Below are 24,966 nucleotides of genomic sequence, written 5' to 3'. Positions count from 1 at the left end.
GCCGGACCCTACTGCGGCGCGGCGCCGTCGGGGTGACGGACACTCGGGTCGTCCCCCGGAAGGGCCCCTGCGGCGACGGCCGGCCAGCGCTCCCGCAGGACGCGGACGGTCTCGGTGATGGCGGGGCGGCGGGCCGCGCCCGTCCGCCACAGGGCGTACAACCGGCGGACGGGGCCGGGCTCCAAGGGGACGCGGACGGCGCCCGGCGGCAGCGGGCCCGTCCCCAGCCGGGGCACCACCGCTACCCCGAGTCCGGCCGCGACGAGGGCGACGATGGTGTGGTTCTCCTCGGCCATGTGCGCGATGTCGGGCTCGAAGCCGGCCGTGCGCAGGGTCCGGACCAGCCAGTCGTGGCAGACCCGGCCGGGCGGCTGGCCCACCCAGCGCAGGCCGCCGAGGTCGGAGCGCCGCACCACGCGGCGGGTGGTGAGGGGGTGCCCGGCCGGGACCACGAGGTCGCACCGGTCGTCGCCGATGAGCGCCTGCTCCAGGCCCTCGGGGGCGGGCAGCGGGGCGATGTCCCAGTCGTGGGCCACCGCCAGGTCGGTGACGCCCCGGGCCACCAGGTCCACCGACAGGTGCGGGTCCACCTCCGTGAGGCGTACGTCGAGCGCCGGATGCCGACGGGCCAGGTCGGCCAGCACCCCCGGCAGCAGCCCCCGCGCGGCCGAGGCGAACGCGGCCACCGTCAGCAGCCCCTCGGGTTGCCCGCGCCGTTCCTCCAGGGTGGTTTCGGCCCGTTCGACGAGCGCCAGCAACTCCCGGGCGGTGTCCGCCAGGTGGTGGGCCTCGTCGGTCAGCGCGACGCCGCGCCCGCGTCGTTCCAGCAGCGTCGTACGGGTCTCCCGCTCCAGTTTGGCGATCTGCTGCGAGACGGCGGAGGGCGTGTAGCCGAGGGCGGCCGCCGCGCCCGCGATCGAGCCGTGGACGGAGACGGCGTACAGGGCGCGCAGCCGGGACAGGTCGAGCACGCGCCCATCGTAGCCGGGCCGAACCGGCGGGCGAGGGGCGTCGATTCGTAAGCATCTCTTCATCCATCCCGGAAGAGATCCGCGCTGGTGCTACATGGTCGGGGCGTCGATGCTCGGAACATGCGTCCCGTACACACCGCGCTCGCCGTGCTCGTCGCCGCCGTCTGGGGTTTCAACTTCGTCGTCATCGAGATCGGCCTCGACCACTTCCCCCCGCTGCTGCTGTCCGCCCTGCGCTTCCTCGTGGCCGCCCTGCCCGCCGTGTTCTTCGTCGGCCGTCCGAAGGTCGCCTGGAAGTGGGTCCTCGGGGTCGGGGTGGCCCTCGGCATCGCCAAGTTCGGCCTGCTGTTCACCGGCATGGCCGCCGGGATGCCGGCCGGGCTGTCCTCGCTGGTCCTCCAGGTCCAGGCCGTCTTCACCGCCGTCCTCGCCGCCGTCGTGCTGCGCGAACGGCCCGGCCGGACGCGGCTGCTGGGCATGGGCGTGGCCCTGGCCGGGATCGCGGTGGCCGCCGTGGACCGGGGCCTGTCGGGGCCCGTCACCGGCTTCGTGCTGGTGGTCGCGGCCGCCGCCTGCTGGGGCGTGTCCAACGTGCTGACGCGCAAGGCCGCCCCGCCCGACGCGCTGAACTTCATGGTGTGGGTGTGCACCGTCCCGGTGCTGCCCCTGGTCGGGCTGTCCCTGCTGCTGGAGGGGCCCGAGCGGGACCTCGCGGCGCTGCGCGCCCTGGACTGGTCCGGCCTCGCCGTCATCGGCTACGTCGCCTGGGTGTCCACCGTCTTCGGCTTCGGCGCCTGGGGATACCTGCTGCGCCGCTACCCGGCCTCGGCCGTGGCGCCGTTCTCGCTGCTGGTGCCGGTCTTCGGGATGTCCTCGGCCGCGCTGGTCCTCGGCGAGGGGGTGAGCGGGGCGCGCTGGGTGGCGGCGGTCCTGCTGGTGGGCGGGGTGGCGCTGACCTCGTGGACGCCGGCGCGCACCCGTACGTCCGGGGCCGCTACGGGGAGCCCTGCCGGCGCGGCAGCCGCCAGCCCTGCCCCGTCAGGCTCGCCCCGTACGAGCGGCGCGGCCGCTCGGAGGTGAGCGTGAACCCGGGCGGTTACTTCTTCCCGCCGCCGAGGATCTGCCCCAGGAGGTCGCCGAGGCCGCCCGACGCGGGGGCGGCGCCGCTCGACGCGCCGGCGGCCGTGCCGCTCGCGCCGCCCGCACCGCCCTTGCCGGCGGCCGCGCGCTTGGCGAAGACGGCCAGCACCACCGGGATCAGCATCTCGACGACCCGGGCGACGGTCGGGGCGGGGATGCCCGTCTTCTTCGACACGGCGTTGGCGACGGGCTTGCTCACCTTCGCCAGCACGCCGGCCATCATGCCGCCGCTGAGCAGACCGCCCAGTCCGCCGAGCGTGGCCACGCCCTGGAGCGGCGCGTCGGACACCTCGGCGAAGGCCTGGCGGACTTCCGCGCCGTCGTCGTCGTCCGCGTCGGCCTTCTGCCGGAGGTCGCCGGTCATGGCGCCGACGGTCTCGGTGACCGCCTCGCGGGCGCCGCCCGTGTCGGTCCCGAGGAGCCCGGCGATCTCGTTCAGCTTGTCGTCGCCGAGTTCGCGTACGACGTCGTCCTCGAATGAAGATTCGCTCATGCCGGAAACGCTACTTCCATGACGATTTGATGGTGCCTCACGCCACGCCGGGACCGCCCAAAGGTAATAGGAAAGTAAAGTTCCGGATGTGAGTGCAACCCTCCGGGCGGCGGGCGGGTCGTACTGTGCGTCGGGACTTCCGGGAGGGGATCCGGGGGGATCGGGAAGTCCGACGTGGGAGGGGTAACCGTGAGGGGGTCCGGCCGTGAGGCCGGGCCCCCTTCGGTTTTCCACAGGCTTGTCCACCGGCCGGTGCCCTGTCGGCGGCGGGCGGTAGCGTCGTGCCATGACAACCAGTGGGGCGGTGCAACCGGCGGTGGTCGAAGGGGTGCTGGAGCGCATCACCTACGCCAACGAGGAGAGCGGCTACACGGTCGCCCGGGTCGACACCGGCCGGGGCGCCGGCGATCTGCTGACCGTGGTCGGCGCGCTCCTCGGCGCCCAGCCCGGCGAATCCCTGCGCATGGAGGGCCGCTGGGGTTCCCACCCCCAGTACGGCAGACAGTTCACCGTCGAGAACTACACCACCCTGCTGCCCGCCACCATCCAGGGCATCCGCCGCTACCTCGGCTCCGGCCTCATCAAGGGCATCGGCCCCCGGATCGCCGACCGGATCGTGGAGCACTTCGGCCTCGACACCCTCGACGTCATCGAGAGCGAACCGAAGCGGCTGGTCGAGGTGCCGGGCCTCGGGCCCAAACGCTCGAAGCTGATCGGCGCCGCCTGGGTGGAGCAGAAGGCCATCAAGGAGGTCATGGTCTTCCTCCAGGGCGTCGGCGTCTCCACCTCCATCGCCGTGCGCATCTACAAGAAGTACGGGGACGCCTCCATCTCGGTGGTGAAGAACCAGCCCTACCGGCTCGCCGCCGACGTGTGGGGCATCGGCTTCCTCACGGCCGACCGCATCGCCCAGGCCGTCGGCATCCCGCACGACAGCCCCGAGCGGGTCAAGGCGGGCCTCCAGTACGCCCTGTCCCAGTCCACCGACCAGGGCCACTGCTTCCTGCCCGAGGAGCGGCTCATCGCCGACGGGGTCAAGCTCCTCGCGGTGGACACCGGGCTCGTCATCGACTGCCTCGCCGAGCTGGCCGCCGACCCCGAGGGTGTCGTACGGGAATCCGTGCCCGATCCACAAGGTGGCCCGGATCCGCTCACGGCGGTGTACCTGGTGCCCTTCCACCGCGCGGAGTTGTCCCTCGTCGGGCAGGTGCGCCGGCTGCTGAACGCCGAGGACGACCGGATGCCCGGCTTCCAGGACGTGGACTGGGACAAGGCCCTCGGCTGGCTCGCCGGGCGCACCGGCGCCGCCCTCGCCCCCGAGCAGCGCGAGGCCGTCCGCCTCGCCCTGACCCGGCGGGTGGCCGTCCTCACCGGAGGTCCGGGCTGCGGCAAGTCGTTCACGGTCCGCTCCATCGTGGAGCTGGCCCGCGCCAAGAAGGCCAAGGTGGTGCTCGCCGCGCCCACCGGGCGGGCCGCGAAGCGGCTGTCGGAGCTGACCGGCGCCGAGGCCTCCACGGTGCACCGGCTGCTGGAGCTCAAGCCGGGCGGGGACGCGGCGTACGACCGCGACCGGCCGCTCGACGCGGATCTGGTCGTGGTCGACGAGGCCTCGATGCTGGATCTGCTGCTGGCGAACAAGCTCGTCAAGGCGGTGGCCCCGGGGGCGCACCTGCTGCTGGTCGGCGATGTGGACCAGCTGCCCTCGGTGGGCGCCGGCGAGGTGCTGCGGGACCTGCTGGCCGAGGGCGGGCCGGTGCCGGCCGTCCGGCTGACCCGGATCTTCCGGCAGGCGCAGCAGTCGGGCGTCGTCACCAACGCGCACCGCATCAACACCGGCGTTCCGCCCCTGACCGACGGCCTGCCCGACTTCTTCCTCTTCCCCGAGGAGGACACCGAGGCGGCCGGGGTGCTCGCCGTGGACGTGGCCGCCCGTCGTATTCCGGCCAGATTCGGCCTCGACCCGCGCCGCGACATCCAGGTGCTCGCGCCCATGCACCGGGGCCCGGCCGGCGCCGGGAACCTGAACGGCCTGCTGCAACAGGCCATCACCCCGGCCCGGCCGAACCTGCCCGAGAAGCGGTTCGGCGGCCGGGTCTTCCGGGTGGGCGACAAGGTCACCCAGATCCGGAACAACTACGAGAAGGGGGCGAGCGGGGTCTTCAACGGCACCGTGGGCGTCGTCACCGGCCTCGACCTGGACGAACAGAAGCTGACGGTGCGCACGGAGGAGGACGAGGAGATCGCCTACGGGTTCTCCGAGCTGGACGAGCTGGCCCACGCGTACGCCGTCACCATCCACCGTTCCCAGGGGAGTGAATATCCGGCCGTCGTGATCCCGGTCACCACCGGCGCTTGGATGATGCTCCAACGCAACTTGCTCTACACGGCGGTGACCAGGGCGAAGAAATTGGTCGTGCTGGTCGGGTCCCGAAGAGCCCTCGGGCAGGCAGTGCGTACCGTTTCCGCAGGCAGGAGGTACACGGCGGTCGCGCCCAGGCTCTCCGGTCGCATACCGGTGGGAAACATCACCTAGATGATCGATCATTTGGGGTTCCCGCCGCCGTGCGGAGGGGGCAGGATGAGCAGGTTGGCGGCACTCAGTGCCGTCGAAAAGACCAAAGGCCGACCCCGAGTGCACTCTCCTGCGCCAAATGGGGGAAGGTAGAGGCAGTCAGGGCACCTCGAAGAAGAGGCACTACGTCGGTGAGGGATGACGTGAGCGACAACTCTGTAGTACTCCGGTACGCGGACGGTGAATACACCTACCCGGTGGTCGAAAGCACCGTCGGTGACCAGGGCTTCGACATCTCGAAGCTTCGGGCCCAGACCGGGCTCGTCACCTTGGACAGCGGCTACGGCAACACCGCCGCGTACAAGTCCGCGATTACCTACCTCGACGGCGAGCAGGGCATCCTGCGCTACCGCGGCTACCCGATCGAGCAGCTGGCGGAGCGCTCGACCTTCATCGAGGTCGCCTACCTGCTGATCAACGGTGAGCTGCCGACCGTCGACCAGCTCGCGTCGTTCCGCAACGAGATCACCCAGCACACGCTGCTGCACGAGGACGTCAAGCGCTTCTACGACGGCTTCCCGCGCGACGCGCACCCGATGGCCATGCTGTCCTCCGTGGTCAGCGCGCTGTCGACCTTCTACCAGGACAGCCACAACCCCTTCGACGAGAAGCAGCGCCACCTCTCGACGATCCGGCTGCTGGCCAAGCTCCCGACGATCGCCGCGTACGCGTACAAGAAGTCGGTCGGCCACCCGGTGGTCTACCCGCGCAACGACCTCGGCTACGTCGAGAACTTCCTGCGCATGACCTTCTCCGTGCCGGCCCAGGAGTACGACCTGGACCCGGTCGTCGTCTCGGCGCTCGACAAGCTGCTGATCCTGCACGCGGACCACGAGCAGAACTGCTCGACCTCCACCGTGCGCCTGGTCGGCTCCTCGCAGGCGAACATGTTCGCCTCGATCTCCGCCGGCATCTCGGCCCTGTGGGGCCCGCTGCACGGTGGCGCCAACCAGTCCGTCCTGGAGATGCTCGAAGGCATCAAGAAGGACGGCGGCGACGTCGACGCCTTCATCCGCAAGGTGAAGAACAAGGAAGACGGCGTCCGCCTCATGGGCTTCGGGCACCGCGTCTACAAGAGCTTCGACCCCCGGGCGAAGATCATCAAGGCGGCGGCCCACGACGTCCTCTCCGCGCTCGGCAAGAGCGACGAGCTGCTGGACATCGCGCTCAAGCTGGAGGAGCACGCGCTGGCCGACGAGTACTTCGTCGAGCGCAACCTCTACCCGAACGTGGACTTCTACACCGGTCTGATCTACCGGGCCATGGGCTTCCCGACCGAGATGTTCACCGTGCTGTTCGCGCTCGGCCGGCTGCCCGGCTGGATCGCCCAGTGGCACGAGATGATCAAGGAGCCCGGCTCCCGCATCGGCCGTCCGCGCCAGATCTACACCGGCGAGGTCCTGCGCGACTTCGTCCCCGTCGAGGCCCGCTGACCGCTCGCCTCGCGGCCGCGTTCCACGGAAAGCGCCCCGCCGTCGATCCCCCCACGGGTCGATGGTCGGGGCGCTTCCCTTTCCCCGGCGCCGGATTCCCCCCACGGGACCCGAGCCGGGGCGTCGGCGTGCCTCCCGAAACATCCCCAAGACGTTTCCGGCATCGCCCTATTAGATCCATGACGACCCCGGATGGTTACGCACCGATCACTGTGATCTGCGTCTCCCGTGAAGAACGTGTGGAGGAACCGGGGAGGCGGGCCGCTATCGGAACGAGCGCAACCGCAGGCTGTTGGTCACCACGAACACCGACGAGAAGGCCATCGCGGCGCCCGCGATCATGGGGTTGAGCAGGCCCGCGGCGGCCAGCGGCAGCGCCGCCAGGTTGTACCCGAAGGCCCAGAACAGGTTGCCCTTGATGGTGGTCAGGGTCCGGCGCGAGAGCCGGATCGCGTCCGCCGCCACCCGCAGGTCGCCCCGTACGAGGGTCAGGTCGCCCGCCTCGATCGCCGCGTCGGTGCCGGTGCCCATGGCCAGCCCCAGGTCCGCCTGGGCCAGGGCGGCCGCGTCGTTGACGCCGTCGCCGACCATGGCGACCGTGCGGCCCTCGGCCTGGAGCCGGCGGACCACGTCCACCTTGTCCTCGGGGAGCACCTCGGCGATGACCTCCTCGATGCCCACCTCGCGGGCCACCGTCTCGGCCACGGCCCGGTTGTCGCCGGTCAGCAGCACCGGGGTCAGGCCGAGCGCCCGCAGCCGGGTCACGGCCTCGGCGCTGGTCTCCTTGACGGCGTCGGCCACCGTCAGCACGCCGCGCGCCCGCCCGTCCCAGGCGACCAGGACGGCCGTGGCCCCCGCGGCCTCGGCGGCGGACTTGGCCTCGGCGAGGCCGGCGGGCAGGGCGATCTCCCAGTCGGCCAGCAGCCGTTCGCGCCCCACCAGGACCGCGTGTCCCTCGACCACGCCCTGGACGCCGAGTCCGGCGACGTTCTCGAAGGACTCGGGAACGGGCAGTTCCCCGGCCGCCTCGGCGGCCCCCGTCGCGATGGCGCGGGCGATCGGGTGCTCGGAGGCGTGCTCCAGGGCGCCGGCGAGCCGCAGCAGCTCCTTCTCGTCCACGTCCTCGGCGGCGTGCGTGCCCGACAGGGTCATCCGGCCGGTGGTGACGGTGCCGGTCTTGTCCAGGACGACGGTGTCCACACGGCGGGTGGACTCCAGCACCTCGGGGCCCTTGATCAGGATGCCGAGCTGCGCGCCCCGGCCGGTGCCGACCATCAGCGCGGTCGGCGTGGCCAGGCCCAGGGCGCACGGGCAGGCGATGATCAGGACGGCCACGGCGGCGGTGAAGGCGGCGGTGGCGTCGTCGGTGAGCAGCAGCCAGGTGACCCAGGTGCCGAGCGCGAGGAGCAGGACGATCGGGACGAAGATCCCGGAGATCCGGTCGGCGAGGCGCTGCACCTCGGCCTTGCCGTTCTGCGCGTCCTCGACCATCCGCGCCATCCGGGCGAGTTGCGTGTCGGCGCCGATCCGCGTGGCCTCCACGACCAGGCGCCCGGCGGCGTTGACGGTGGCGCCGGTGACGGAGTCGCCGACGGTGACCTCGACCGGGACGGACTCGCCGGTCAGCATGGAGGCGTCCACGGCGGAGCTGCCCTCGACCACCGTGCCGTCGGTGGCGATCTTCTCCCCGGGCCGCACGACGAAGCGGTCCCCGACCGCCAGCGCGGAGACGGGGATCCGGACCTCCCGGCCGCCGCGCAGGACGGCCACGTCCTTGGCGCCCAGTTCCAGCAGGGCCTTCAGGGCCGCGCCGGCCTTCCGCTTCGAGCGGGCCTCCAGGTAGCGGCCGAGCAGGATGAAGCTGACGACGCCGGCCGCGACTTCCAGGTAGAGGGCGGAGGACCCGTCGGTACGGGAGATCGTGCCCCCCTCAACGGTGAAGAAGGTGAATCCGTGGCGCATGCCCGGCATGCCCGCGTGCCCGAAGAACAGGGCCCACAGGGACCAGAGGAAGGCGGCCAGCGTGCCGACGGAGACGAGGGTGTCCATGGTCGCGGCGCCGTGCCGGGCGTTGGTCCAGGCGGCCTTGTGGAAGGGGAGGGCGCCCCAGACCACCACCGGGGCCGCGAGGGTCAGCGAGAGCCACTGCCAGTTGTCGAACTGGAGGGCGGGGACCATCGAGAGCAGGACGACGGGCAGCGACAGGGCGGCGGACACGAGCAGCCGCTGACGCGCCGCCGCGAGCACGGGATCGCGTACGGCCGCGGCGTCCGCGCCCGCTGCGGCCCCTGCCGGCGACTCCGGTTCGGCTTCCGCCACCGGCTGCGGGGGCGGTGGCGGCTCCTCGGCGGTGTAGCCGGTCTTCACGACGGTCGCGATCAGGTCGGCGACCCGGACGTCGCCGCCGTAGGAGACCTGCGCCTTCTCGGTGGCGTAGTTCACCGTCGCGGTGACCCCGTCCATCCGGTTGAGCTTCTTCTCGATGCGGGCCGCGCAGGAGGCGCAGGTCATTCCGCCGATCGAGAGCTCGACCGCCGCTATGGGTCCGTCGTGCACGGTGCTGGTGCTGCTGGTCATGTTCCGGCTCCAGGGGGAGGGCCGGGCCGTACGGAACCAGTATGAGCTGGCCGGTACGGCCCGGCGCGTGCTGCGGAGGAGAAGCGGTGCTCAGGCCTGGCCGGCGAACTCGTACCCGGCCTCGTCGACGGCGGCGCGCACGTCCGCCTCGGCGAGCGGCGCGGCCGAGACCACGGTGACCTCGCCGGTGGCGGCGACGGCCTTGACCGAGGTCACGCCGGGCAGGGCGGTCAGCTCGGCGGTCACGGCGCCCTCGCAGTGGCCGCAGGTCATCCCGGTCACCTTGTAGACGGCGGTGGTGTGGGTGTCCGTCTGGGCGGTCATGTCGTTCTCCTTCATCGGGGGTTCCTCTTCTCCGCAGACTATACCCCTAGGGGGTATCTGCGCGAGCTTTTGCGCCGGCATTTCGAGCGTGGCCCTCGAACGGGCCGATATGTCGGAAGTGTAAGTAAATGCGCCCCGCCGTCTCGGTACGCGTCAGTCCTCGCGGCGGCCCCGGTTGCCGGGGCGGCGGGCCACCCAGGCCCGGATGGTGTCGGCGTACCAGTACGGCTTGCCGCCCTCCACGTGGTCCGGCGCCGGCAGCAACCCGTGCTTGCGGTACGAGCGCACCGTGTCCGGCTGCACCCGGATGTGGGCGGCGATCTCCTTGTACGACCACAGTTGTCGGTCGCTCATCCACGACACCTCCTGGTCCACGCCGCGGAGCCGGCCGGGAGGCCGTCGGGGGAGCCGGCACGTGGACACTGACGATCACTCGGGTTGTGCCCGGAGAACGACGCTCGGTGAGGGTGCGGGCGGGGCTGTCGAACGGCTGTGACGGAAAACCCGTGTAACGCGGACATGCGTGACACGCTGGCGACTCCTGTGACGGATGCGGCACAGGCGACACCCGGGTGCGAAGCGCCGCCCCGGGCCCCGGGCCCGCGCCGTCAGCCGCCGTACAGCGGCGGTCGCGGCACCGCCCGCACCTCGGTCCGTACGCCGCTGCGCGCCGCCGCCAGGCCCGCCTGCGACACGGCCGCCGCCGCGTAGCCGTCCCAGGCGTCCGGCCCCGCCACCTGTCCGCGGGCCGCCGCCGCCACCCACCGGCGCACCTGGCGGTCGTAGGCGTCCGCGAAGCGCGTCGTGAAGTCCTGGGTGATCTCCCCGGAGCGGCGGCCGGCACGGCGGACGACGACGCCGTCGCCGTCGGCCTCGCCGATGCGGGCGGTGCCGGACTCCCCGACCGCCTCGCACGTCACCTCGTAGCCGAACCCGCAGTTCACGAAGATCTCCACGTCCACGATGACCCCGCCGGAGCTCTCCAGCAGCACCAGGCGCGGGTCGCGCAGCCCCTCGGGCGCGGCCGAGGAGGACCGGGGGGAGAGCACCGTCACCGCCGTGATCTCCTCGCCCAGCAGCCAGCGGGCGGTGTCCACCTCGTGCACGACGGAATCGCTGATCAGCATGTCGCTGGTGAAGAAGGACGGCGACGAGGCGTTGCGGTGCCGGCAGTGCAGGAAGAGCGGGCGCCCGATGTCGCCCGCGTCGAGCAGCGCCTTCAGCCGCTCGTACGCGGCGTCGAAGCGCCGCATGAAGCCCACCTGCACCAGCCGTCGACCGAGCCTGCGCTCCGCCTCCAGGATCCGCAGCGCCCCCTCCGGATCCGGGGTCAGCGGCTTCTCGCACAGCACGGGCAGCTCGTGGCGCAGGGCGTGCAGGATCGCTTCCTCATGGGCGGGTCCGGGGGAGGCGATCAGCACGGCGTCCACCCCGGGGGCCGCTATCGCCGCCGCCGGGTCCGTGAACGCGCCCGCGCCCTCCAGACCCGCCGCGACCTCCTTGACGCGCTCCCCGTCCGGATCGGCCACGGCCACCACCCGCGCCCCGCCGACGGTGTCGCCGATCCGCCGCACGTGGTCGGCGCCCATCTTCCCGGTACCGATGACGGCGATGCCGAGCAGGCTCATGTCTGTCCTCGTCTCTCCAGGCTCACGCGGGTCACGCTCACGTCCACGTCCTCGTCTTCAGCGGGCGCCGCAGGAGCGCAGGTACGCGCGGGTGCGCCGGGCGATGGGCAGCGGCCGGTCGGGCGGACACGGGTACATGTCCTGCTCCACGATCGCGAACAGCTCCACCCCGAGCCGCTGCGCCGCCGCCAGGACCGGCTCCAGCGCGGGCACCCCGGCGGGCGGCTCGCACATCACCCCGCGCGCCACGGCCGGGCCGAACGGAACGCCGTCCGCCACCACCTCGGCGAGGATCCGCGGGTCCACCTGCTTGAGGTGGAGGTAGCCGATCCGCTCTCCGAACGTCTCGATCGCCTCGACGCTGTCCCCGCCGCAGTACGCGTAATGCCCGGTGTCCAGGCACAGTGACACCAGCTCCGGATCGGTGGCGTCCAGGAAGCGGGCCACGTGGCGCGGGGTGTCGATGTGGGTGTCGGCGTGCGGGTGGACGACGATCCGCAATCCGTGGCGCTCGCGCACCTCCCGTCCCAACCGTTCGGTCTGGGCGGCGAGATCGCGCCATTGTGCCGGCGTCAGCTCGCGGTCCTCCAGTACCTCGCCCGTCTTGTCGTCCCGCCAGAAGGAGGGGATGACCACCAGCCGGTCCGCGCCCATCGCCCGCGTCAGCGCGGCGATCCGCGACACGTGCTCCCAGGTCTGCTCCCAGACGGCGGGCCCGTGATGGAGTCCGGTGAAGACGGTGCCCGCCGACACCCGCAGCCCGCGCTTCGCGGTCTCGTCCGCGAGCCGGGCCGGATCGGTGGGCAGGTAGCCGTAGGGACCGAGTTCGATCCACTCGTACCCGGCGTCCGCGACCTCGTCGAGGAAGCGCTCCCAGGGCGTCTGCCGGGGATCCTCCGGGAACCAGACACCCCAGGAGTCCGGAGCCGAACCGACACGGATACGGGTCAACGCGGGCGGGGAGGAGGTCATGGGGGCCACCTTAGGGTGCGAGGTTCGACGATCGAGGTTCGACGGCCGAGGTTCGAGGGGACGGGGAGAGACGAGTGGGAGGAGAGCCGGCTGTGACCAACGGGGACGGGTCCGCGTACGGGTCCGCGTACGGCGGGGACGACCCGTACGACCTGATCACGATGGGGCGGATCGGGGTGGATCTCTACCCGCTGAAGACGGGCGTACCGCTCGCGGAAGCGGACACCTTCGGGAAGTTCCTGGGTGGTTCGCCGACGAACGTGGCCGTCGCGGCCGCGCGGCTGGGACGGCGTACGGCCGTCATCACGCGGACCGGCGCGGACCCCTTCGGGGCGTACCTGCGGGCCGAACTGCGGGCTTTCGGCGTCGACGACCGGTGGGCGGGGGAGGTGGCGGGCCTCCCGACGCCGCTGACGTTCTGCGAGGTCTTCCCGCCGGACCACTTCCCGCTCTACTTCTACCGGCAGCCGAAGGCGCCGGATTCGGAGATCCGGCCCGACGAGGTGGACCTGGAGGCGGTGCGGGCCGCGCGGGTGTTCTGGATGACGGGTACGGGGCTGAGCGTCGAGCCGAGCCGCAGCGCGACCCTGGCCGCGCTGGAGGCCCGCTCGAAGGCCGGGATCACCGTCTTCGACCTGGACTGGCGGCCGATGCTGTGGGACGCGGACGAGCCGGCGCGGCCCTGGTACGAGCGGGCGCTGCGCCTCGCGACGGTGGCCGTCGGGAACGCGGAGGAATGCGCCGTCGCCACCGGCGAGAGCGAACCGTACGCGGCGGCGCGGGCCCTGCTCGCCGCGGGGGTGGAACTGGCCGTCGTCAAACGGGGCCCGCTGGGCGTGCTGGCCGCGCACCGGGACGGAACGACGGTGGAGGTCCCGCCCGTGCCGGTCACCGTGGTCAACGGGCTCGGCGCGGGCGACGCGTTCGGGGGCGCGCTGTGCCACGGGCTCCTCGCGGGCTGGGAGTTGGAACGGACGCTGCGCCACGCCAACGCGGCGGGGGCCATCGTCGCCTCGCGGCTGGCGTGTTCGACGGCGATGCCGTTCGCGGCCGAGGTGGAGGAGGTGCTGGCGGGTGCCGGTGGTGTCTGAGACGGGCATGGAGTTCACCCGACTGCGGATCCTGGACCTCGCGCCGGGCGAGACGTACGCCTTCCCGTGCGGGGACGCGGAGTGGATCGTCCTCCCCCTCACGGGCGCCTGCCGCGTGCGCTGCCATCCGGCTGGGCCGGACGCGGCGTCCGGTGGGGCTGTGGGGTGGGTGGAGTTCGAGGTGCGGGGGCGGGGGTCCGTGTTCGAGGGGCCGGGGACTTCGTCTATCTGCCGCGAGACGCGCGGGGCGAGGTCATCTCCGACGGCGGGGGGCGCTTCGCGCTCGCCGGGGCGCGCTGCACGCGGCGGCTGCCCGCACGGTACGGGCCCGCCGGCGCGGTCCCCGTCGAGCTGCGCGGCGCCGGCCAGTGCTCCCGTCAGGTCCACAACTTCGCCGCCGCCGACGCCTTCCCCTGCGACCGGCTCATCGCCGTCGAGGTGCTCACCCCCGGCGGGAACTGGTCCTCGTACCCGCCCCACAAGCACGACGAGCACCATCCGGGCGAGGAATCCCGACTGGAGGAGATCTACTACTACGAGATCGCCCCGCACGACGGCATCCCCGGCCTCGGCTACCAGCGCGTCAGCCCCTCCCCGACCGGCCGAACCGACGTCCTCGCCGAGGTGCGCACCGGCGACACCGTCCTCATCCCGGACGGCTGGCACGGCCCCTCCATCGCCGCCCCGGGCCACGACATGTACTACCTCAACGTGATGGCCGGCCCCGCCGGTCCGCCCCGCGAGTGGCTCATCCGCGACCACCCCGACCACGGCTGGATCCGCGCCACCTGGCCCGATCAGGCCGTCGACCCCCGACTGCCGTTCCCGTCCGGGGCGCCGCACACCGCCACCGCCACCGCCACCGAGAGGAAGGACCCGTGAGGCTCACCGTCGCCCAGGCCCTCGTACGGTTCCTGGCCGCCCAGTACACCGAGCGCGACGGCCGGCGCGCCCGGCTGATCGCCGCCACCTGGGGCATCTTCGGCCACGGCAACGTCGCCGGGATCGGGCAGGCCCTGCTGGAGAGCGGCCCGGAGGCCATGCCCTTCCTCCAGGGCCGCAACGAACAGGCCATGGTGCACGCCGCCGTCGGCTACGCCCGCCAGCGCGGCCGGCTCTCCGCCCACGCCGTGACCACCTCCATCGGCCCCGGCGCGACCAACCTCGTCACCGGCGCCGCCCTCGCCACCGTCAACCGGATCCCGGTCCTGCTGCTGCCCGGCGACACCTTCGCGACCCGCCCGGCCGACCCGGTGCTGCAACAGCTCGAAGTCCCGTACGCGGGCGACGTGTCCGTCAACGACACCCTGCGGCCCGTCTCCCGCTTCTTCGACCGGATCACCCGCCCCGAGGCCCTGATCCCCGCCGCCCTCCAGGCCATGCGGGTGCTCACCGACCCGGTGGCGACCGGGGCCGTCACCCTCGCGCTGCCGCAGGACGTGCAGGCCGAGGCGTACGACTGGCCGGCGGAGTTCTTCGCCGACCGGGTGTGGACGGTGCGCCGCCCGCGCCCCGACCGCGCCGAACTGGCCGCCGCCGCCGAAGCGGTACGGGCCTCGGCCCGCCCGCTGATCATCGCCGGCGGCGGCATCCGGCACAGCGCCGCGCAGCCGGGCCTCGCGGCCTTCGCCGAAGCCACCGGGATCCCCGTGGCCACCACCCAGGCGGGCAAGGGCGTCCTGCCGTACGACCACCCCGCCGAGGTCGGCGGCGTCGGCCACACCGGCACCGCCACCGCCGACGCGCTGGCCCGCCAGGCCGACCTGGTCATCGCCGCCGGGACCCGGCTCACCGACTTCACCACCGCCTCCGCGACCCTGTTCCAGAACCCGGCCGTCCGCTTCGTCGGCCTCAACCTGGACCCGTACGACGCCCACAAGCTCGCCGCCCGCCCGCTGGTCGGCGACGCCCGCGAGACCCTGGCCGAGCTGCGGGAGGCCGTCGCCGGGTACCGGGTGGACCCCGCGTACGAGGCGGCGTACACCGCCGCGAAGGCGGACTGGGAGGCCCGCGTCCGGGCGGCCTTCGCCGTACCCTCCGGCGACGAGGACCGGCCGCCCACCCAGGCCCAGGTCGTCGGCCTGCTCGACGGACTCGTCGACGGCTCCGACATCCTCGTCAACGCGGCCGGGTCCCTCCCCGGCGACCTGCACAAACTGTGGCGGGCCCGCTCCGTCGACCAGTACCACCTGGAGTACGGCTACTCCTGCATGGGCTACGAGATCCCCGCCGCGATCGGCGTCGCCCTCGCCGCCCCCGGCCGCCCGGTGTGGGCGCTGGTCGGCGACGGGACGTACCTGATGAACCCCACCGAGATCGTCACCGCCGTCCAGGAGGGCGTCCCGATCCGGCTGGTGATCCTCGACAACCACGGCTACGCCTCCATCGGCGGCCTGTCGGACGCGGTGGGCGGCGAGGGCTTCGGCACGGCGTACCGCTTCCGGGCGCCCGACGGCGCGTACACCGGCGACCCCCTTCCGGTGGACCTCGCGGCCAACGCGGCCTCCCTCGGGATGGCCGTGATCTGCACCCGCACCATCGGTGACCTGCGGAAAGCCCTCGCCGAGGCGCGCGAGGCGGACCGTCCCACATGTGTCTACGCGCAGACCCGAACACCCGACACTGTGTCGGGCCCACCCCCGGCACAGGCGTGGTGGGATGTTCCCGTGGCCGAGACCGCGACCCGTGCGTCGGCGGCCCGAGCCCGTGACGAGTACGACCGGCAAGCCGCGCAGCGACGTCGCCATCTGTGAAGGAGCAGCACAATGAAGACCGTCAACCACTGGATCGGTGGCAAGACCGTCGAGGGCGCGTCGGGCAACTTCGGCCCGGTCACCGACCCGGCGACGGGTGAGGTCACCACGCGGGTCGCGCTCGCCTCGGCCGAGGAGGTCGACGCGGCGGTCCGGGTCGCCAAGGAGGCGTTCCTGACCTGGGGCCAGTCCTCGCTGGCCGCCCGTACGAAGGTGCTCTTCGCCTACCGCGCGCTGCTGGACGCCCACCGCGACGAGATCGCCGAACTGATCGTCGCCGAGCACGGCAAGGTGCACTCGGACGCGCTGGGCGAGGTCGCGCGCGGCCTGGAGATCGTCGAGCTGGCCTGCGGCATCACCACGCAGCTCAAGGGCGAGCTGTCGACGTCCGTCTCCAACCGGGTGGACGTCTCCTCGATCCGCCAGCCGCTCGGCGTGGTCGCGGGCATCACTCCGTTCAACTTCCCGGCGATGGTGCCGATGTGGATGTTCCCGCTGGCCGTGGCCTGCGGCAACACCTTCATCCTCAAGCCGAGCGAGAAGGACCCGTCGGCCGCCAACAAGCTGGCCGAGCTGATGGGCGAGGCCGGTCTGCCGGCGGGCGTGCTCAACGTCGTCCACGGTGACAAGGTCGCCGTCGACGCCCTCCTCGCGCACCCCGACATCGCGGCCGTCTCCTTCGTCGGCTCCACCCCGATCGCCCGCCACATCCACACCACCGCCTCCGCCAACGGCAAGCGCGTCCAGGCCCTGGGCGGCGCCAAGAACCACATGCTGGTCCTCCCGGACGCCGACCTGGACGCCGCCGCCGACGCGGCCGTCTCCGCCGCCTACGGCTCGGCCGGCGAGCGCTGCATGGCCATCTCGGCGGTCGTCGCCGTCGGCTCCATCGCCGACGAGCTGGTCGAGAAGATCCGCGAGCGCGCCGAGAAGATCAAGATCGGCCCCGGCAACGACCCGACCTCCGAGATGGGCCCGCTGATCACCGCCGCCCACCGCGACAAGGTCGCCTCCTACGTCAAGGGCGCCGCCGCCCAGGGCGCCGACGTGGTCCTGGACGGCACCGGCTACACCGTCGAGGGCAACGAGAACGGCCACTGGATCGGCCTGTCGCTGCTGGACAACGTCAAGACCGACTCCGACGCCTACCGCGACGAGATCTTCGGCCCGGTGCTGTGCGTCCTGCGCACCGAGACCTACGAGGAGGGCGTGGCCCTCATCAACGCCTCGCCGTTCGGCAACGGCACCGCGATCTTCACCCGCGACGGCGGCGCGGCCCGCCGCTTCCAGCTGGAGATCCAGGCGGGCATGGTCGGCGTCAACGTGCCGATCCCGGTGCCGGTGGGCTACCACTCCTTCGGTGGCTGGAAGGACTCGCTCTTCGGCGACCACCACATCTACGGCAACGACGGCATCCACTTCTACACGCGCGGCAAGGTCGTCACCACCCGCTGGCCCGACCCGGCCGACGCCCCGGCCGGCGTGGACCTGGGCTTCCCCCGCAACCACTGACACCCAACCCGGAACGGCACCCCGAACGGCAGGAACCCCCGGCCCACCCTCACCGGCCGGGGGTTCCTGCTGTCCGTCAGGGGGCGGGGGCCAGGGCAGGGGTGGGAGCGTCGGGCTTCAGGGGGGTTCGGCGGCGGCGGTGGAGGGCTCGTGCGGCCAGGGTCGCGCCGGTCAGGGCGAGGAGGATGCCCAGGGCGGGCCAGGGGGCGGCGAGGAGGTCGGTGGAGGAGGTGGCGTCCAGGTCGGGGTGGGCGGCGGCGCTCGCCGTGACGTCTACGGTCACCCAGTCCAGCTGCGGGCCGTCCTGCCACGGTTCGCTCAGCACGATCCGCTGACCGGGCAGCAGGACCAGCTTCAGGTCGCGGGCCGGCCGATCCCACACGCGCCGCCCGAACAGCCCTTCGGCGGAGAACGCCACCCGGGGCTCGATCACCACGTTGCCCCGGTTGACCAGGGTGTACGTGACGGCGGTGCGCGCGTCCTTCGTCCACGGCAGCAGCGGCGCACCCCGACGGACGCGGACGTCCTCCACGCTCAGCCCCGGCGTCAGCGGCCCCGGCACCCGGAAGTACAGGCGGGCGCCCACCGAACGCTTCACCCCGACCTGCACCTTGCCGTCCTGCCGTACGCCCTCGACGGCCGTGTTCAGCGCGACGATCCCGCCGACGTGGTCGCCCGGGGTCGCGTCCGCCGGGACCTTCACGGTGAAGGGGATGTCCTTGCGGCCCTTCGGCGGGACGGTGACGGTCGTCGCCGTCTCGGGCGCCAGGGTGACCCAGGCGCCGAGGTCCTTCGGCTTCGTCTCGACGGGCAGCAGCGCGAAGGCGCCGCCCGAGGGGGTGTTCGTCGCGTCGGTGGCGAAGACCTGGAACGTCAACTCCCTGTCGGAGGAGTTCAGGATCGTCGCACTGTCGCCGACCGTCGTCCCGGCGGGCCCCTGGTGGAAGAAGTAGGCCCGGTCGGTCATCGCGGCGCCGGCCGGGGGAGTGGGGAAGACCCCCCACGTGCCGTTGTCGGCGGCGGAGGCGGCGGGGGCGACGGCGACCGGGAGGAGAAGGGCCGAGGCGAGGCCGCAGACGGCGGCCAGGACGGCGCCGAACCGGGCGCCGAGCCGGCCGGCGCGGGCGGCGTGCGGGGTGCGGATGCGCATGGGTGGGCATCTCCAGGGGCGGCGGACGGCGGAAGGTGGCGCGACGCCGCGGCGCCGCGCCACCCCGGATCGGGGACCGGGGACCGGGGACCGGTTTACGACCTGGTCAGGCGATCGAGAAGGTCACGACCGACTGGTAGGTGTCGGCGAACATGAACGGCGGCAGCTGGATCATCGCCGCGCCGCCCACGGCGAACTCGCCGCCGGTCAGCTCCTCGCCGCCGGCCGCCTGCGAGGCGACCTTCATCGGGGTGTCCGTGATCGCGCCCGGGGCCCCGGCGGTGCAGGTGCTCGGGCTGTCCGGGTTGGTCACGGTGCAGGACGGCTGGATGCCGAGCTGCGCCTTGGCCATCGAGTGGCCGGTGGCCGCGTTCAGGAACGGCGTACGGGTCGCCGTCACGTCCCAGCCGAGGCTGCCGCCGCGGAAGTCCTGGACGGTGGCGGCGTGGAACGCCCCGAAGACCGACTGCGCCTTGCCGTTGATGGTCACCGCGCCGAAGCTGACAGCCGGCTGGCCGTCCTTCGGGCCGAGGGTCAGCGGTCCGGGCAGCACGTCGATGTCCACCGGGTTCTTCACGCCCGCCTGCTCCTCGACGAACACGAAGGCCTTGGCCGGGGGCACCGAACCGTCGATCTTGATGGCGTCGGCCTTCTTGGTGACGGTGATGTTGCAGGTGGCGGCGCCGGACGCGTCCGCCGTGCCGGTGCCGACGTCACCGGTCGCCGTGCCCGCGAGGGTGGCCGAGCAGGTGACGGGTCCGGCCGGGAAGTTGGCGCCGGTGGCGACGACGGCGGTGCCCGCCTTGCCGCTGTTGGGCGTCAGCCTGGTGGTGATCGGGTCCTTCGGGAGGGCCTCGACGGCGAGGGAGCCGACGGAGGCGCTCGGGCGCGGGTCCGGCGTACAGGTGGTGGTGTAGATCGTGCCGCCGAGGTCCGCGTCCGTGATCACCTGATCGATGGTGATCTGGACGGTCGTGCCCTCGGTGCCGTCGGGGACGGTGATCGAGCCGCTGAAGGCGGGCGGGTCGGCCTTCTTGCCGGCTTCCTGACGACTCGGCACGGCCGGGCTGGTGACCGTCTGGGCGACGCCGCCGACCAGCAGCTTCGCCTTGATGGTGTTGACCGTGTCGATGGTGAACATCGGGACGACGGGGGTCTCGCCCGGGTCGATGGTGATCGGCACGGTCTGACCGGCCTTGGCGGTGTCCGGCACCGTGACGGTGTAGTCCTGGGTGCCGTTGGCGCCCGGCTGGGGCGCGGGGGCGACGCACTTGACGGGGACCGGGGTGGTCTTGGTCGCGGCCTGCGCCGTCCCCGTCAGGGCCACGACGCCGCCCGTCAACGCCAGGGAAAGCGCGCCCGCCCCGGCCAGAACTCTTCGTCGGAACGTTGTACTCACTGGGTCGCGACTCCTTCGTCAGACGAACCCCTCCCCCCACCCGCTGTGCGGGGAGGCCGAGCCGGTGCGGATGGCCGTCATTGACGCGTCGCCGTGAGAAGAAGTCAATGGCTTGCTTTCGTCGGAAGCGCACACACATTGATGTCCCATCAGAACCGGTCTGATGGGACATCGGATACCGACTGGTCGGTGAGGTGGTGCGGTGGGTTCAGGGCATCGGCGTGGGTGTCGGAGTCGGAGTCGGAGTCGGCGTGGGCGTCGGTGTCGGTGTCGGCGTCGGCGGGGTTTTCGCCGGGAGGTGCAGGAGCCGGTTCGGCGTACCCGCCGGGAGGCCGGTGATCCGGTTCGCGAGGGCGGCGCCGAGCAGGACGCGGCCCACCTGGTCCGGCGTACGGGCCGTGCCGGCGGCCAGGACCAGCGCGGCGGCCCCGGCGACGTGCGGGGCGGCCATCGAGGTGCCGGAGGCCCGCGCGAGGGCGGTGGTGGAACCCTTCCAGGCCGAGGTCACCGACACGCCCGGCGCCGAAAGGTCCACGCAGCGGCCGTGGTTGGAAAAGGCCGGGTGGCGATCGGCGGAGTCGGTCGCGCCGACGGTGATGGCCTGCGGGACGTTCGACGGAGATCCGACGCAGGCGTCCTTGCCCGCGTTGCCGGCGGCCACGGTGAAGGTGATCCCGGAGGCCACGGCGCGCGCGACCGCCGCGTCCATGGCGCGGCTACGGGTACCGCCCATGCTCATGTTCGCGACGACGGGGCCGGCACCGGGCCGGCGGGCGCCCCGCGCCACGTCCTTCACCATCCAGTCGATGCCCTTGAGGATGGCCGACAGGCTGCCGTCGCCCCGGCAGTCGGCGACCTTCACCCCGACGAGGGACACCCCCTTCGCGACCCCGTACGTCGCCCCGCCCACGGTTCCGGCGACGTGCGTGCCGTGGCCGTTGCAGTCGGTCTTGCTCTGCAGGAACACCGCGTTGTAGCCGAAGCGGGCGCGACCGCCGAACTCCCGGTGGAGCGTGTTGATGCCGGTGTCGATGACGTAGACGGTGACGCCCTCGCCCTTCGAGCCGTACGCGTACGAGCCGTCGAGCGGCAGCTTGCGCTGGTCGAGCCGGTCCAGCGCCCAGGGCGCGGGGCGCTGGGTCACGGTGGTGTCGGAGATCCGGAACCGGGTGTCCGGCTCCACCGACGCCACCCGGGGGTCGGCGGCGAGCACGGCGGCGCGGGCCGCGGTGGTGCGTACGGCGAAGCCGCTGAGGGCGGCGTCGTAGACCGCTCCGACCTGGTCCCCGGCGTCCGCGGCCTCGGCGGCCAGGGCGCGGGTGGGGGCGCGGGAGGTGGCGTTCTTGAGGACGACGACGTAGGGGGCGGTGGTGGCGGCGTCGGCTCGGGCGGGGTGCGCGGGCATGACGGTGGCCGCCGCGAGGAGGACGGCGGCCGGGAGCAGTGTGGTCAGTGTTGTCGGTGGGGTCATGCGGCTGATGCTGGGTCAGCGCCCGGGGTGGCGCGCGGAGGATGCGCCGAGTGGCCCCACGACACGCCGCCGAAGGGGTGCGGGGCCGGGGGCCACGGATCTACGGGTTGAGGTTCCAGCCGCGCATGACGAACAGGCCCTCGTCCTCGGCGCCGGCCGCGTCGTACGTGCCGAGTGCGGGCTCGTTGTCGGTGTCGACGCCCACCCACATGCCGTAGCAGCCGCGCGCCTTGGCCTCGTCGACCAGGGCCCGCGTCAGAGCGCGGCCGATGCCGCGCCGCCGATGGCCCTCGTCGACGGAGAGCTCGTAGAGGCACATCTCGGTGCCCTTGTCGGGGTGGGTCATCTCGACGCCGGACACCATGCCGGCGGGCACGCCGTCCACGTAGGCGATCAGCATCACGTGCCCGGGGGAGCCGAGGAAGCGCGCGGACCACTCCGGGCGCGCGGGCCCGTCGAAGAGCCCTTCGGCGGCCTGGAGTTCGGCGGGTGTACGGGCGGGGCGGATGTCCATGCGGGCGAGCGTAGATCCTGCGAGGACGAGAACATGCCGGATCGAACACGACGTACGAACGCGGCGAATCCGGCCCGGCGCCACCCCGGCCGGGCGGCGCCACGCCGTCCGGCCGGCTCAGCCGGTGCGGACGGCCAGGGCTGCGGCGTAGCCGTCGGGGGCCGGGAGGTCGTGCAGGGTCCAGCCCGGTACGGACGCGGGGGTGGTGGCCGCGCCGACGTACGGCTCGGCCACGCCGAGGGCCAGCCCCGTGCCCGTGGCCTTGAGGCAGGCCTCCTTACGGGCCCACACCCGGGCCAGCGCGCCGGGCCGCTCCGCCGCCGGGACGGCGGTGAGCTCGGCCGTCTCCGCCGGATGCAGGGTGCCCAGCACGTCGGCCACCGCCGCCGCGCTCGGCACCCCCTCCACGTCCACGCCCACCGGCACCACGGCGAACGCCAGGTACGCCCGGTTGTCGCTGTGCGACAGCGAGAAGTGCAGCCCGGCCTTCGCCCCGACCCCGCCCACGGCGGGCCGGCCGTGCGGGCCGCCACAACACGGGCAGTCCTCCCGGATCAGCTCCACCTCCTGCGGCGCCACCCCCAGGTAGCCGCCCAGCAGCACGCGCAACGCCAGGTGCGAGGCGAGGTACCTGCGTCGGTCGCCCTCCCGCACCAGCCGCCCGGCCCGCTCCCGCTCGGCGGGGTCGAGCAACGCCTCGGCCCCGTCGATCTCGTGACCGCCGACCCGCCGCAGGGTGGTGTCCAACGTCCACACGGTCACGGCACCGGCCGTCGGCCGGATACCGATCCGCGGGGCGGCGGCGTCGAGTTCGCGCATGTCAGCGATCATCAGACGAGCGTAGACGAGGCCCCTCGCGGCCCGCACGCCCGACCGAGGAATGCTCCACACCACACCAAGGGGGATCAAGACACCATGCACAATGCCGTCGTGACGCCGCGAGGTGACCGGATCCGCTGGATCGAGCTGCCCGGCGTGCAGCCGTCCCGCGTGTATCTCCACGGGCTGGGGGCCACCTCGCCCGCCTACTTCACCGCCTCCGCCGTCCACCCGTTGCTCGCCGGGCGTCGCTCCCTCCTCGTGGACCTGCTCGGACACGGCCACAGTGACCGCCCCGAAGACTTCACCTACACCCTGGAGGCGCACGCCGACGCCGTGGCCCGCGCGCTGACCGCCGCCCACGTCGAGGGCGCCGAGGTGATCGGGCACAGCATGGGCGGAGCCGTGGCCATCGTGCTGGCCGCCCGCCACCCCCACCTCGTGTCTCGCCTCGTCCTGGTCGACGCCAACCTGGACCCCCAGGACCCCACCCCCCGCGTCGCCGGTAGCAGCGGCCTCGCCGCCTACACCGAGGAGGAGTTCCTGGCCGGTGGCTGGGCCGAGGTACGCGACCGGGTCGGCGACCACTGGTGGTCGACGATGCGCCTCGCCGGCCGCACCGCGCTGTACCGCAGCGCCGTGCACCTGGCCGCCGGAACGACGCCCACCATGCGGGAGCTGCTGTTGGGACTGGAGATCCCGCGCGGCTACCTGTACCCGCAGGCCGACGGACCCCTCGACGGAGCCGAGGCGCTGGAGGCCACCGGAGTCGCGGTGGTCCCCGTCCCGGACTGCGGGCACAACATCATGCTCGACAACCCGGAGGGCTTCGCCCGCGCCACGGCCGACGCCCTGCTCCTGGATCAGCCGCGCGGCGCGGATGCGGCGGCGGCCGGTATTCGCGCACCCGGGGACGGCGTTCCGTCCGTCCAGGCGTAGACCCTCTTGCCGCGCACCGCGACCTGGTACTGGTAGACGTCCCGGCACTCGGGCCGCTCCTCGGCCCGGGTGTCGCCCGGCCACCAACGGGCGGCCAGATGCGGGCCGCCCGCCTTGCGCGGTGCGGTGGCCGCGCACCGCGGCCCGTCGAGCGGGGTCTTGCCGAGGGTGAACCGGATCAGCCGGGCGCCGCCGGTGGCGCGGGCCCGTATGCGAACGTCGGTGGCGTCCTTCGGGATCCAACCGGGCAGCGCGAACGCCTGGTCGGCGCGCGTGGGCGCGTCGGAGGCGGAGGCGAAACGCGTGCCCTTCTCCTTCATGAACCGGTCGGAGAGCAGGTTCGTGAGGGGGTTGGGCGGCAGGTTGGGCAGGGCGAAGGCGGCGGTGGTCAGGACTCCCACGATGGCGGCGGCGATGACGAGCGGACGGCGGTTCATGCCTCCCAGTCTCGGCGTCCCGGACTTTCGCCGCGTCCCTCCTCGGTATCGAATGCGGCTCTACCGGAAGTAGCACTCGGCCTCATACCTGAGAGGGGCCCCGGCGCCCGAGCCGCGACGCGGGCACCGGTACAGCCGTTATAGGGCCGGTAGGGGCCCGGGATATGGCGTGCTCCGAGGGTGGTCCCGACGCCGCACCGGGAGTTGGCCGGGCGGCCCGCCCGCCCGCCGCTCCGTCCCGGAGGAAATGTCATGCGTCGCCGTCTCGCACCCCTGCTCGCCTCCGCCGCCGTGGGCCTGCTGACCCTCGCCACCCCCGCCTCGGCGGCCCCGGCCGACAAGCCGCAGATCCTCAGCAGCTGGACGCAGACCAGCGCGTCCAGCCAGAACGCCTGGGTCGCGGCGCGCGGCAACCAGGGCTCCTGGTCCGCGTACGGCTTCGACTGGTCGACGGACTACTGCAGCTCGTCCCCGGACAACCCCTTCGGGTTCCCCTTCCAGACGGCCTGCGCGCGCCACGACTTCGGTTACCGCAACTACAAGGCGGCCGGCACGTTCCCGGCCAACAAGCCCCGGCTGGACGACTCCTTCTACTCGGACCTGAAGCGGGTCTGCTCGCAGTACTCGGGCGTCAAGAAGACCTCCTGCGACAGCACGGCCTGGACGTACTACCAGGCGGTCAAGGCCTTCGGTCTCTCCCCCCAGGACACCCGCACCGCCTGACCGCCGCCGTAGCCGTACGCCCACCGACCCCCGATCGCCGTCCCGCCC

Annotated in this window: 21 protein-coding genes and 1 pseudogene; 9 read left to right on the top strand and 13 right to left on the bottom strand. The window is 72.9% G+C overall.

Translation table 11 applies throughout. The annotated features are described in order from the left end of the window. Nucleotides 1-8 precede the first annotated feature (8 nt). Complete coding sequence (locus M4D82_RS12445) at nt 9-971, bottom strand: LysR family transcriptional regulator (protein ID WP_249766116.1); 963 nt, start codon at nt 969-971, stop codon at nt 9-11. A 120-nt stretch (nt 972-1,091) separates the two neighbouring features. On the opposite strand from M4D82_RS12445, the gene M4D82_RS12440 reads away from it, so the two are divergent. Continuing rightward, nucleotides 1,092-2,051: an EamA family transporter gene (locus M4D82_RS12440; RefSeq protein ID WP_249766115.1), complete on the top strand. Its 960-nt coding sequence runs from the start codon at nt 1,092-1,094 to the stop codon at nt 2,049-2,051. Between the two features lie 16 nt (nt 2,052-2,067). Here the strand turns inward: M4D82_RS12440 and M4D82_RS12435 are convergent, their stop codons facing one another. Next, nucleotides 2,068-2,604 carry a DUF937 domain-containing protein gene (locus M4D82_RS12435; RefSeq protein WP_249766114.1) on the bottom strand — a complete coding sequence of 179 codons (537 nt, stop codon included), beginning with the start codon at nt 2,602-2,604 and terminating at the stop codon, nt 2,068-2,070. Nucleotides 2,605-2,890: 286 nt separating this feature from the next. On the opposite strand from M4D82_RS12435, the gene recD2 reads away from it, so the two are divergent. Continuing rightward, nucleotides 2,891-5,137, top strand: coding sequence for an SF1B family DNA helicase RecD2 (gene recD2, locus M4D82_RS12430; protein ID WP_249766113.1), 2,247 nt, complete (start codon nt 2,891-2,893; stop codon nt 5,135-5,137). 182 nt (nt 5,138-5,319) lie between these two features. Beyond that, the gene (locus tag M4D82_RS12425) at nt 5,320-6,609 is read left to right on the top strand and encodes a citrate synthase (protein ID WP_249766112.1); all 1,290 of its coding nucleotides are present in this window, start codon (nt 5,320-5,322) and stop codon (nt 6,607-6,609) included. Between the two features lie 264 nt (nt 6,610-6,873). Here the strand turns inward: M4D82_RS12425 and M4D82_RS12420 are convergent, their stop codons facing one another. The 5 genes from M4D82_RS12420 to M4D82_RS12400 all read right to left on the bottom strand — a co-directional run bounded on the left by M4D82_RS12420 (nt 6,874) and on the right by M4D82_RS12400 (nt 12,110). Continuing rightward, entirely contained in the window at nt 6,874-9,186 is a 2,313-nt protein-coding gene (locus tag M4D82_RS12420) for a heavy metal translocating P-type ATPase (RefSeq protein ID WP_249766111.1), read from the bottom strand. Nucleotides 9,187-9,276: 90 nt separating this feature from the next. After that, nucleotides 9,277-9,510 carry a heavy-metal-associated domain-containing protein gene (locus tag M4D82_RS12415; RefSeq protein WP_249766110.1) on the bottom strand — a complete coding sequence of 78 codons (234 nt, stop codon included), beginning with the start codon at nt 9,508-9,510 and terminating at the stop codon, nt 9,277-9,279. A 153-nt stretch (nt 9,511-9,663) separates the two neighbouring features. Next, a complete protein-coding gene (locus M4D82_RS12410) occupies nt 9,664-9,864 on the bottom strand; it encodes a helix-turn-helix transcriptional regulator (RefSeq protein WP_053674774.1) in 201 nt (66 codons plus the stop codon). A gap of 254 nt (nt 9,865-10,118) precedes the next feature. Further along, nucleotides 10,119-11,138 (bottom strand): Gfo/Idh/MocA family protein, encoded by a 1,020-nt coding sequence (locus M4D82_RS12405; RefSeq protein ID WP_249766109.1) that lies wholly within the window; start codon nt 11,136-11,138, stop codon nt 10,119-10,121. Between the two features lie 57 nt (nt 11,139-11,195). Then, entirely contained in the window at nt 11,196-12,110 is a 915-nt protein-coding gene (locus M4D82_RS12400) for a sugar phosphate isomerase/epimerase family protein (RefSeq protein ID WP_249766108.1), read from the bottom strand. A gap of 161 nt (nt 12,111-12,271) precedes the next feature. Here M4D82_RS12400 and iolC point away from each other — a divergent pair, with 161 nt between their 5' ends. The 4 genes and pseudogenes from iolC (at nt 12,272) to M4D82_RS12380 (ending at nt 17,466) form a co-directional block, all read left to right on the top strand. Further along, nucleotides 12,272-13,201, top strand: a complete 930-nt coding sequence (gene iolC, locus M4D82_RS12395) for a 5-dehydro-2-deoxygluconokinase (RefSeq protein ID WP_249771729.1) — start codon at nt 12,272-12,274, stop codon at nt 13,199-13,201. A gap of 7 nt (nt 13,202-13,208) precedes the next feature. Beyond that, nucleotides 13,209-14,083 (top strand): annotated as a pseudogene (iolB, locus tag M4D82_RS12390) (5-deoxy-glucuronate isomerase). Beyond that, nucleotides 14,080-15,954, top strand: coding sequence for a 3D-(3,5/4)-trihydroxycyclohexane-1,2-dione acylhydrolase (decyclizing) (iolD, locus tag M4D82_RS12385; RefSeq protein ID WP_249766107.1), 1,875 nt, complete (start codon nt 14,080-14,082; stop codon nt 15,952-15,954). The pseudogene iolB and the gene iolD overlap by 4 nt, the downstream one beginning before the upstream one ends. 12 nt (nt 15,955-15,966) lie before the next feature. After that, on the top strand, nt 15,967-17,466 hold the full coding sequence (locus M4D82_RS12380; RefSeq protein ID WP_249766106.1) for a CoA-acylating methylmalonate-semialdehyde dehydrogenase: 1,500 nt from the start codon (nt 15,967-15,969) through the stop codon (nt 17,464-17,466). 76 nt (nt 17,467-17,542) lie between these two features. On the opposite strand, the gene M4D82_RS12375 is transcribed toward M4D82_RS12380, so the two are convergent. The 5 genes from M4D82_RS12375 to M4D82_RS12350 all read right to left on the bottom strand — a co-directional run bounded on the left by M4D82_RS12375 (nt 17,543) and on the right by M4D82_RS12350 (nt 22,831). Next, entirely contained in the window at nt 17,543-18,616 is a 1,074-nt protein-coding gene (locus tag M4D82_RS12375) for a WxL protein peptidoglycan domain-containing protein (protein WP_249766105.1), read from the bottom strand. A 106-nt stretch (nt 18,617-18,722) separates the two neighbouring features. Beyond that, complete coding sequence (locus tag M4D82_RS12370; RefSeq protein WP_249766104.1) at nt 18,723-20,015, bottom strand: hypothetical protein; 1,293 nt, start codon at nt 20,013-20,015, stop codon at nt 18,723-18,725. Nucleotides 20,016-20,223: 208 nt separating this feature from the next. Then, nucleotides 20,224-21,486 (bottom strand): S8 family peptidase, encoded by a 1,263-nt coding sequence (locus M4D82_RS12365; RefSeq protein ID WP_283844468.1) that lies wholly within the window; start codon nt 21,484-21,486, stop codon nt 20,224-20,226. Between the two features lie 100 nt (nt 21,487-21,586). Further along, on the bottom strand, nt 21,587-22,000 hold the full coding sequence (locus tag M4D82_RS12355; RefSeq protein ID WP_249766103.1) for a GNAT family N-acetyltransferase: 414 nt from the start codon (nt 21,998-22,000) through the stop codon (nt 21,587-21,589). A gap of 117 nt (nt 22,001-22,117) precedes the next feature. Beyond that, nucleotides 22,118-22,831: a 4'-phosphopantetheinyl transferase family protein gene (locus M4D82_RS12350; protein WP_249766102.1), complete on the bottom strand. Its 714-nt coding sequence runs from the start codon at nt 22,829-22,831 to the stop codon at nt 22,118-22,120. An 84-nt stretch (nt 22,832-22,915) separates the two neighbouring features. Between M4D82_RS12350 and M4D82_RS12345 the strand changes: the two genes are divergently transcribed. Continuing rightward, the gene (locus M4D82_RS12345; protein WP_249766101.1) at nt 22,916-23,758 is read left to right on the top strand and encodes an alpha/beta fold hydrolase; all 843 of its coding nucleotides are present in this window, start codon (nt 22,916-22,918) and stop codon (nt 23,756-23,758) included. Here the strand turns inward: M4D82_RS12345 and M4D82_RS12340 are convergent. Continuing rightward, on the bottom strand, nt 23,683-24,195 hold the full coding sequence (locus M4D82_RS12340) for a hypothetical protein (protein ID WP_249766100.1): 513 nt from the start codon (nt 24,193-24,195) through the stop codon (nt 23,683-23,685). The two genes, M4D82_RS12345 and M4D82_RS12340, sit on opposite strands and share 76 nt — an antisense overlap. A 252-nt stretch (nt 24,196-24,447) precedes the next feature. Between M4D82_RS12340 and M4D82_RS12335 the strand changes: the two genes are divergently transcribed. Continuing rightward, nucleotides 24,448-24,918: a phospholipase gene (locus M4D82_RS12335; RefSeq protein WP_249766099.1), complete on the top strand. Its 471-nt coding sequence runs from the start codon at nt 24,448-24,450 to the stop codon at nt 24,916-24,918. The last annotated feature ends 48 nt before the right edge of the window (nt 24,919-24,966 follow it).

Origin of the sequence: Streptomyces sp. RerS4 (genome assembly GCF_023515955.1) — a bacterium.
Taxonomy (GTDB): Bacteria; Actinomycetota; Actinomycetes; order Streptomycetales; family Streptomycetaceae; genus Streptomyces.
This window is presented reverse-complemented; position numbering and strand designations above follow the sequence as displayed.

What these genes read in the sequence shown, in the direction of transcription:
- M4D82_RS12410 (WP_053674774.1), bottom strand. Translation starts at nt 9,864, where the DNA reads ATGAGCGACCGACAACTGTGGTCGTACAAGGAGATCGCCGCCCACATC.
- M4D82_RS12380 (WP_249766106.1), top strand. Translation starts at nt 15,967, where the DNA reads ATGAAGACCGTCAACCACTGGATCGGTGGCAAGACCGTCGAGGGCGCG.
- M4D82_RS12405 (WP_249766109.1), bottom strand. Translation starts at nt 11,138, where the DNA reads ATGAGCCTGCTCGGCATCGCCGTCATCGGTACCGGGAAGATGGGCGCC.
- M4D82_RS12415 (WP_249766110.1), bottom strand. Translation starts at nt 9,510, where the DNA reads ATGACCGCCCAGACGGACACCCACACCACCGCCGTCTACAAGGTGACC.
- M4D82_RS12435 (WP_249766114.1), bottom strand. Translation starts at nt 2,604, where the DNA reads ATGAGCGAATCTTCATTCGAGGACGACGTCGTACGCGAACTCGGCGAC.
- M4D82_RS12350 (WP_249766102.1), bottom strand. Translation starts at nt 22,831, where the DNA reads ATGATCGCTGACATGCGCGAACTCGACGCCGCCGCCCCGCGGATCGGT.
- M4D82_RS12355 (WP_249766103.1), bottom strand. Translation starts at nt 22,000, where the DNA reads ATGGACATCCGCCCCGCCCGTACACCCGCCGAACTCCAGGCCGCCGAA.
- iolC (WP_249771729.1), top strand. Translation starts at nt 12,272, where the DNA reads ATGGGGCGGATCGGGGTGGATCTCTACCCGCTGAAGACGGGCGTACCG.
- M4D82_RS12340 (WP_249766100.1), bottom strand. Translation starts at nt 24,195, where the DNA reads ATGAACCGCCGTCCGCTCGTCATCGCCGCCGCCATCGTGGGAGTCCTG.
- M4D82_RS12345 (WP_249766101.1), top strand. Translation starts at nt 22,916, where the DNA reads ATGCACAATGCCGTCGTGACGCCGCGAGGTGACCGGATCCGCTGGATC.
- recD2 (WP_249766113.1), top strand. Translation starts at nt 2,891, where the DNA reads ATGACAACCAGTGGGGCGGTGCAACCGGCGGTGGTCGAAGGGGTGCTG.
- M4D82_RS12375 (WP_249766105.1), bottom strand. Translation starts at nt 18,616, where the DNA reads ATGCGCATCCGCACCCCGCACGCCGCCCGCGCCGGCCGGCTCGGCGCC.
- M4D82_RS12365 (WP_283844468.1), bottom strand. Translation starts at nt 21,486, where the DNA reads ATGACCCCACCGACAACACTGACCACACTGCTCCCGGCCGCCGTCCTC.
- M4D82_RS12400 (WP_249766108.1), bottom strand. Translation starts at nt 12,110, where the DNA reads ATGACCTCCTCCCCGCCCGCGTTGACCCGTATCCGTGTCGGTTCGGCT.
- M4D82_RS12440 (WP_249766115.1), top strand. Translation starts at nt 1,092, where the DNA reads ATGCGTCCCGTACACACCGCGCTCGCCGTGCTCGTCGCCGCCGTCTGG.
- M4D82_RS12335 (WP_249766099.1), top strand. Translation starts at nt 24,448, where the DNA reads ATGCGTCGCCGTCTCGCACCCCTGCTCGCCTCCGCCGCCGTGGGCCTG.
- M4D82_RS12420 (WP_249766111.1), bottom strand. Translation starts at nt 9,186, where the DNA reads ATGACCAGCAGCACCAGCACCGTGCACGACGGACCCATAGCGGCGGTC.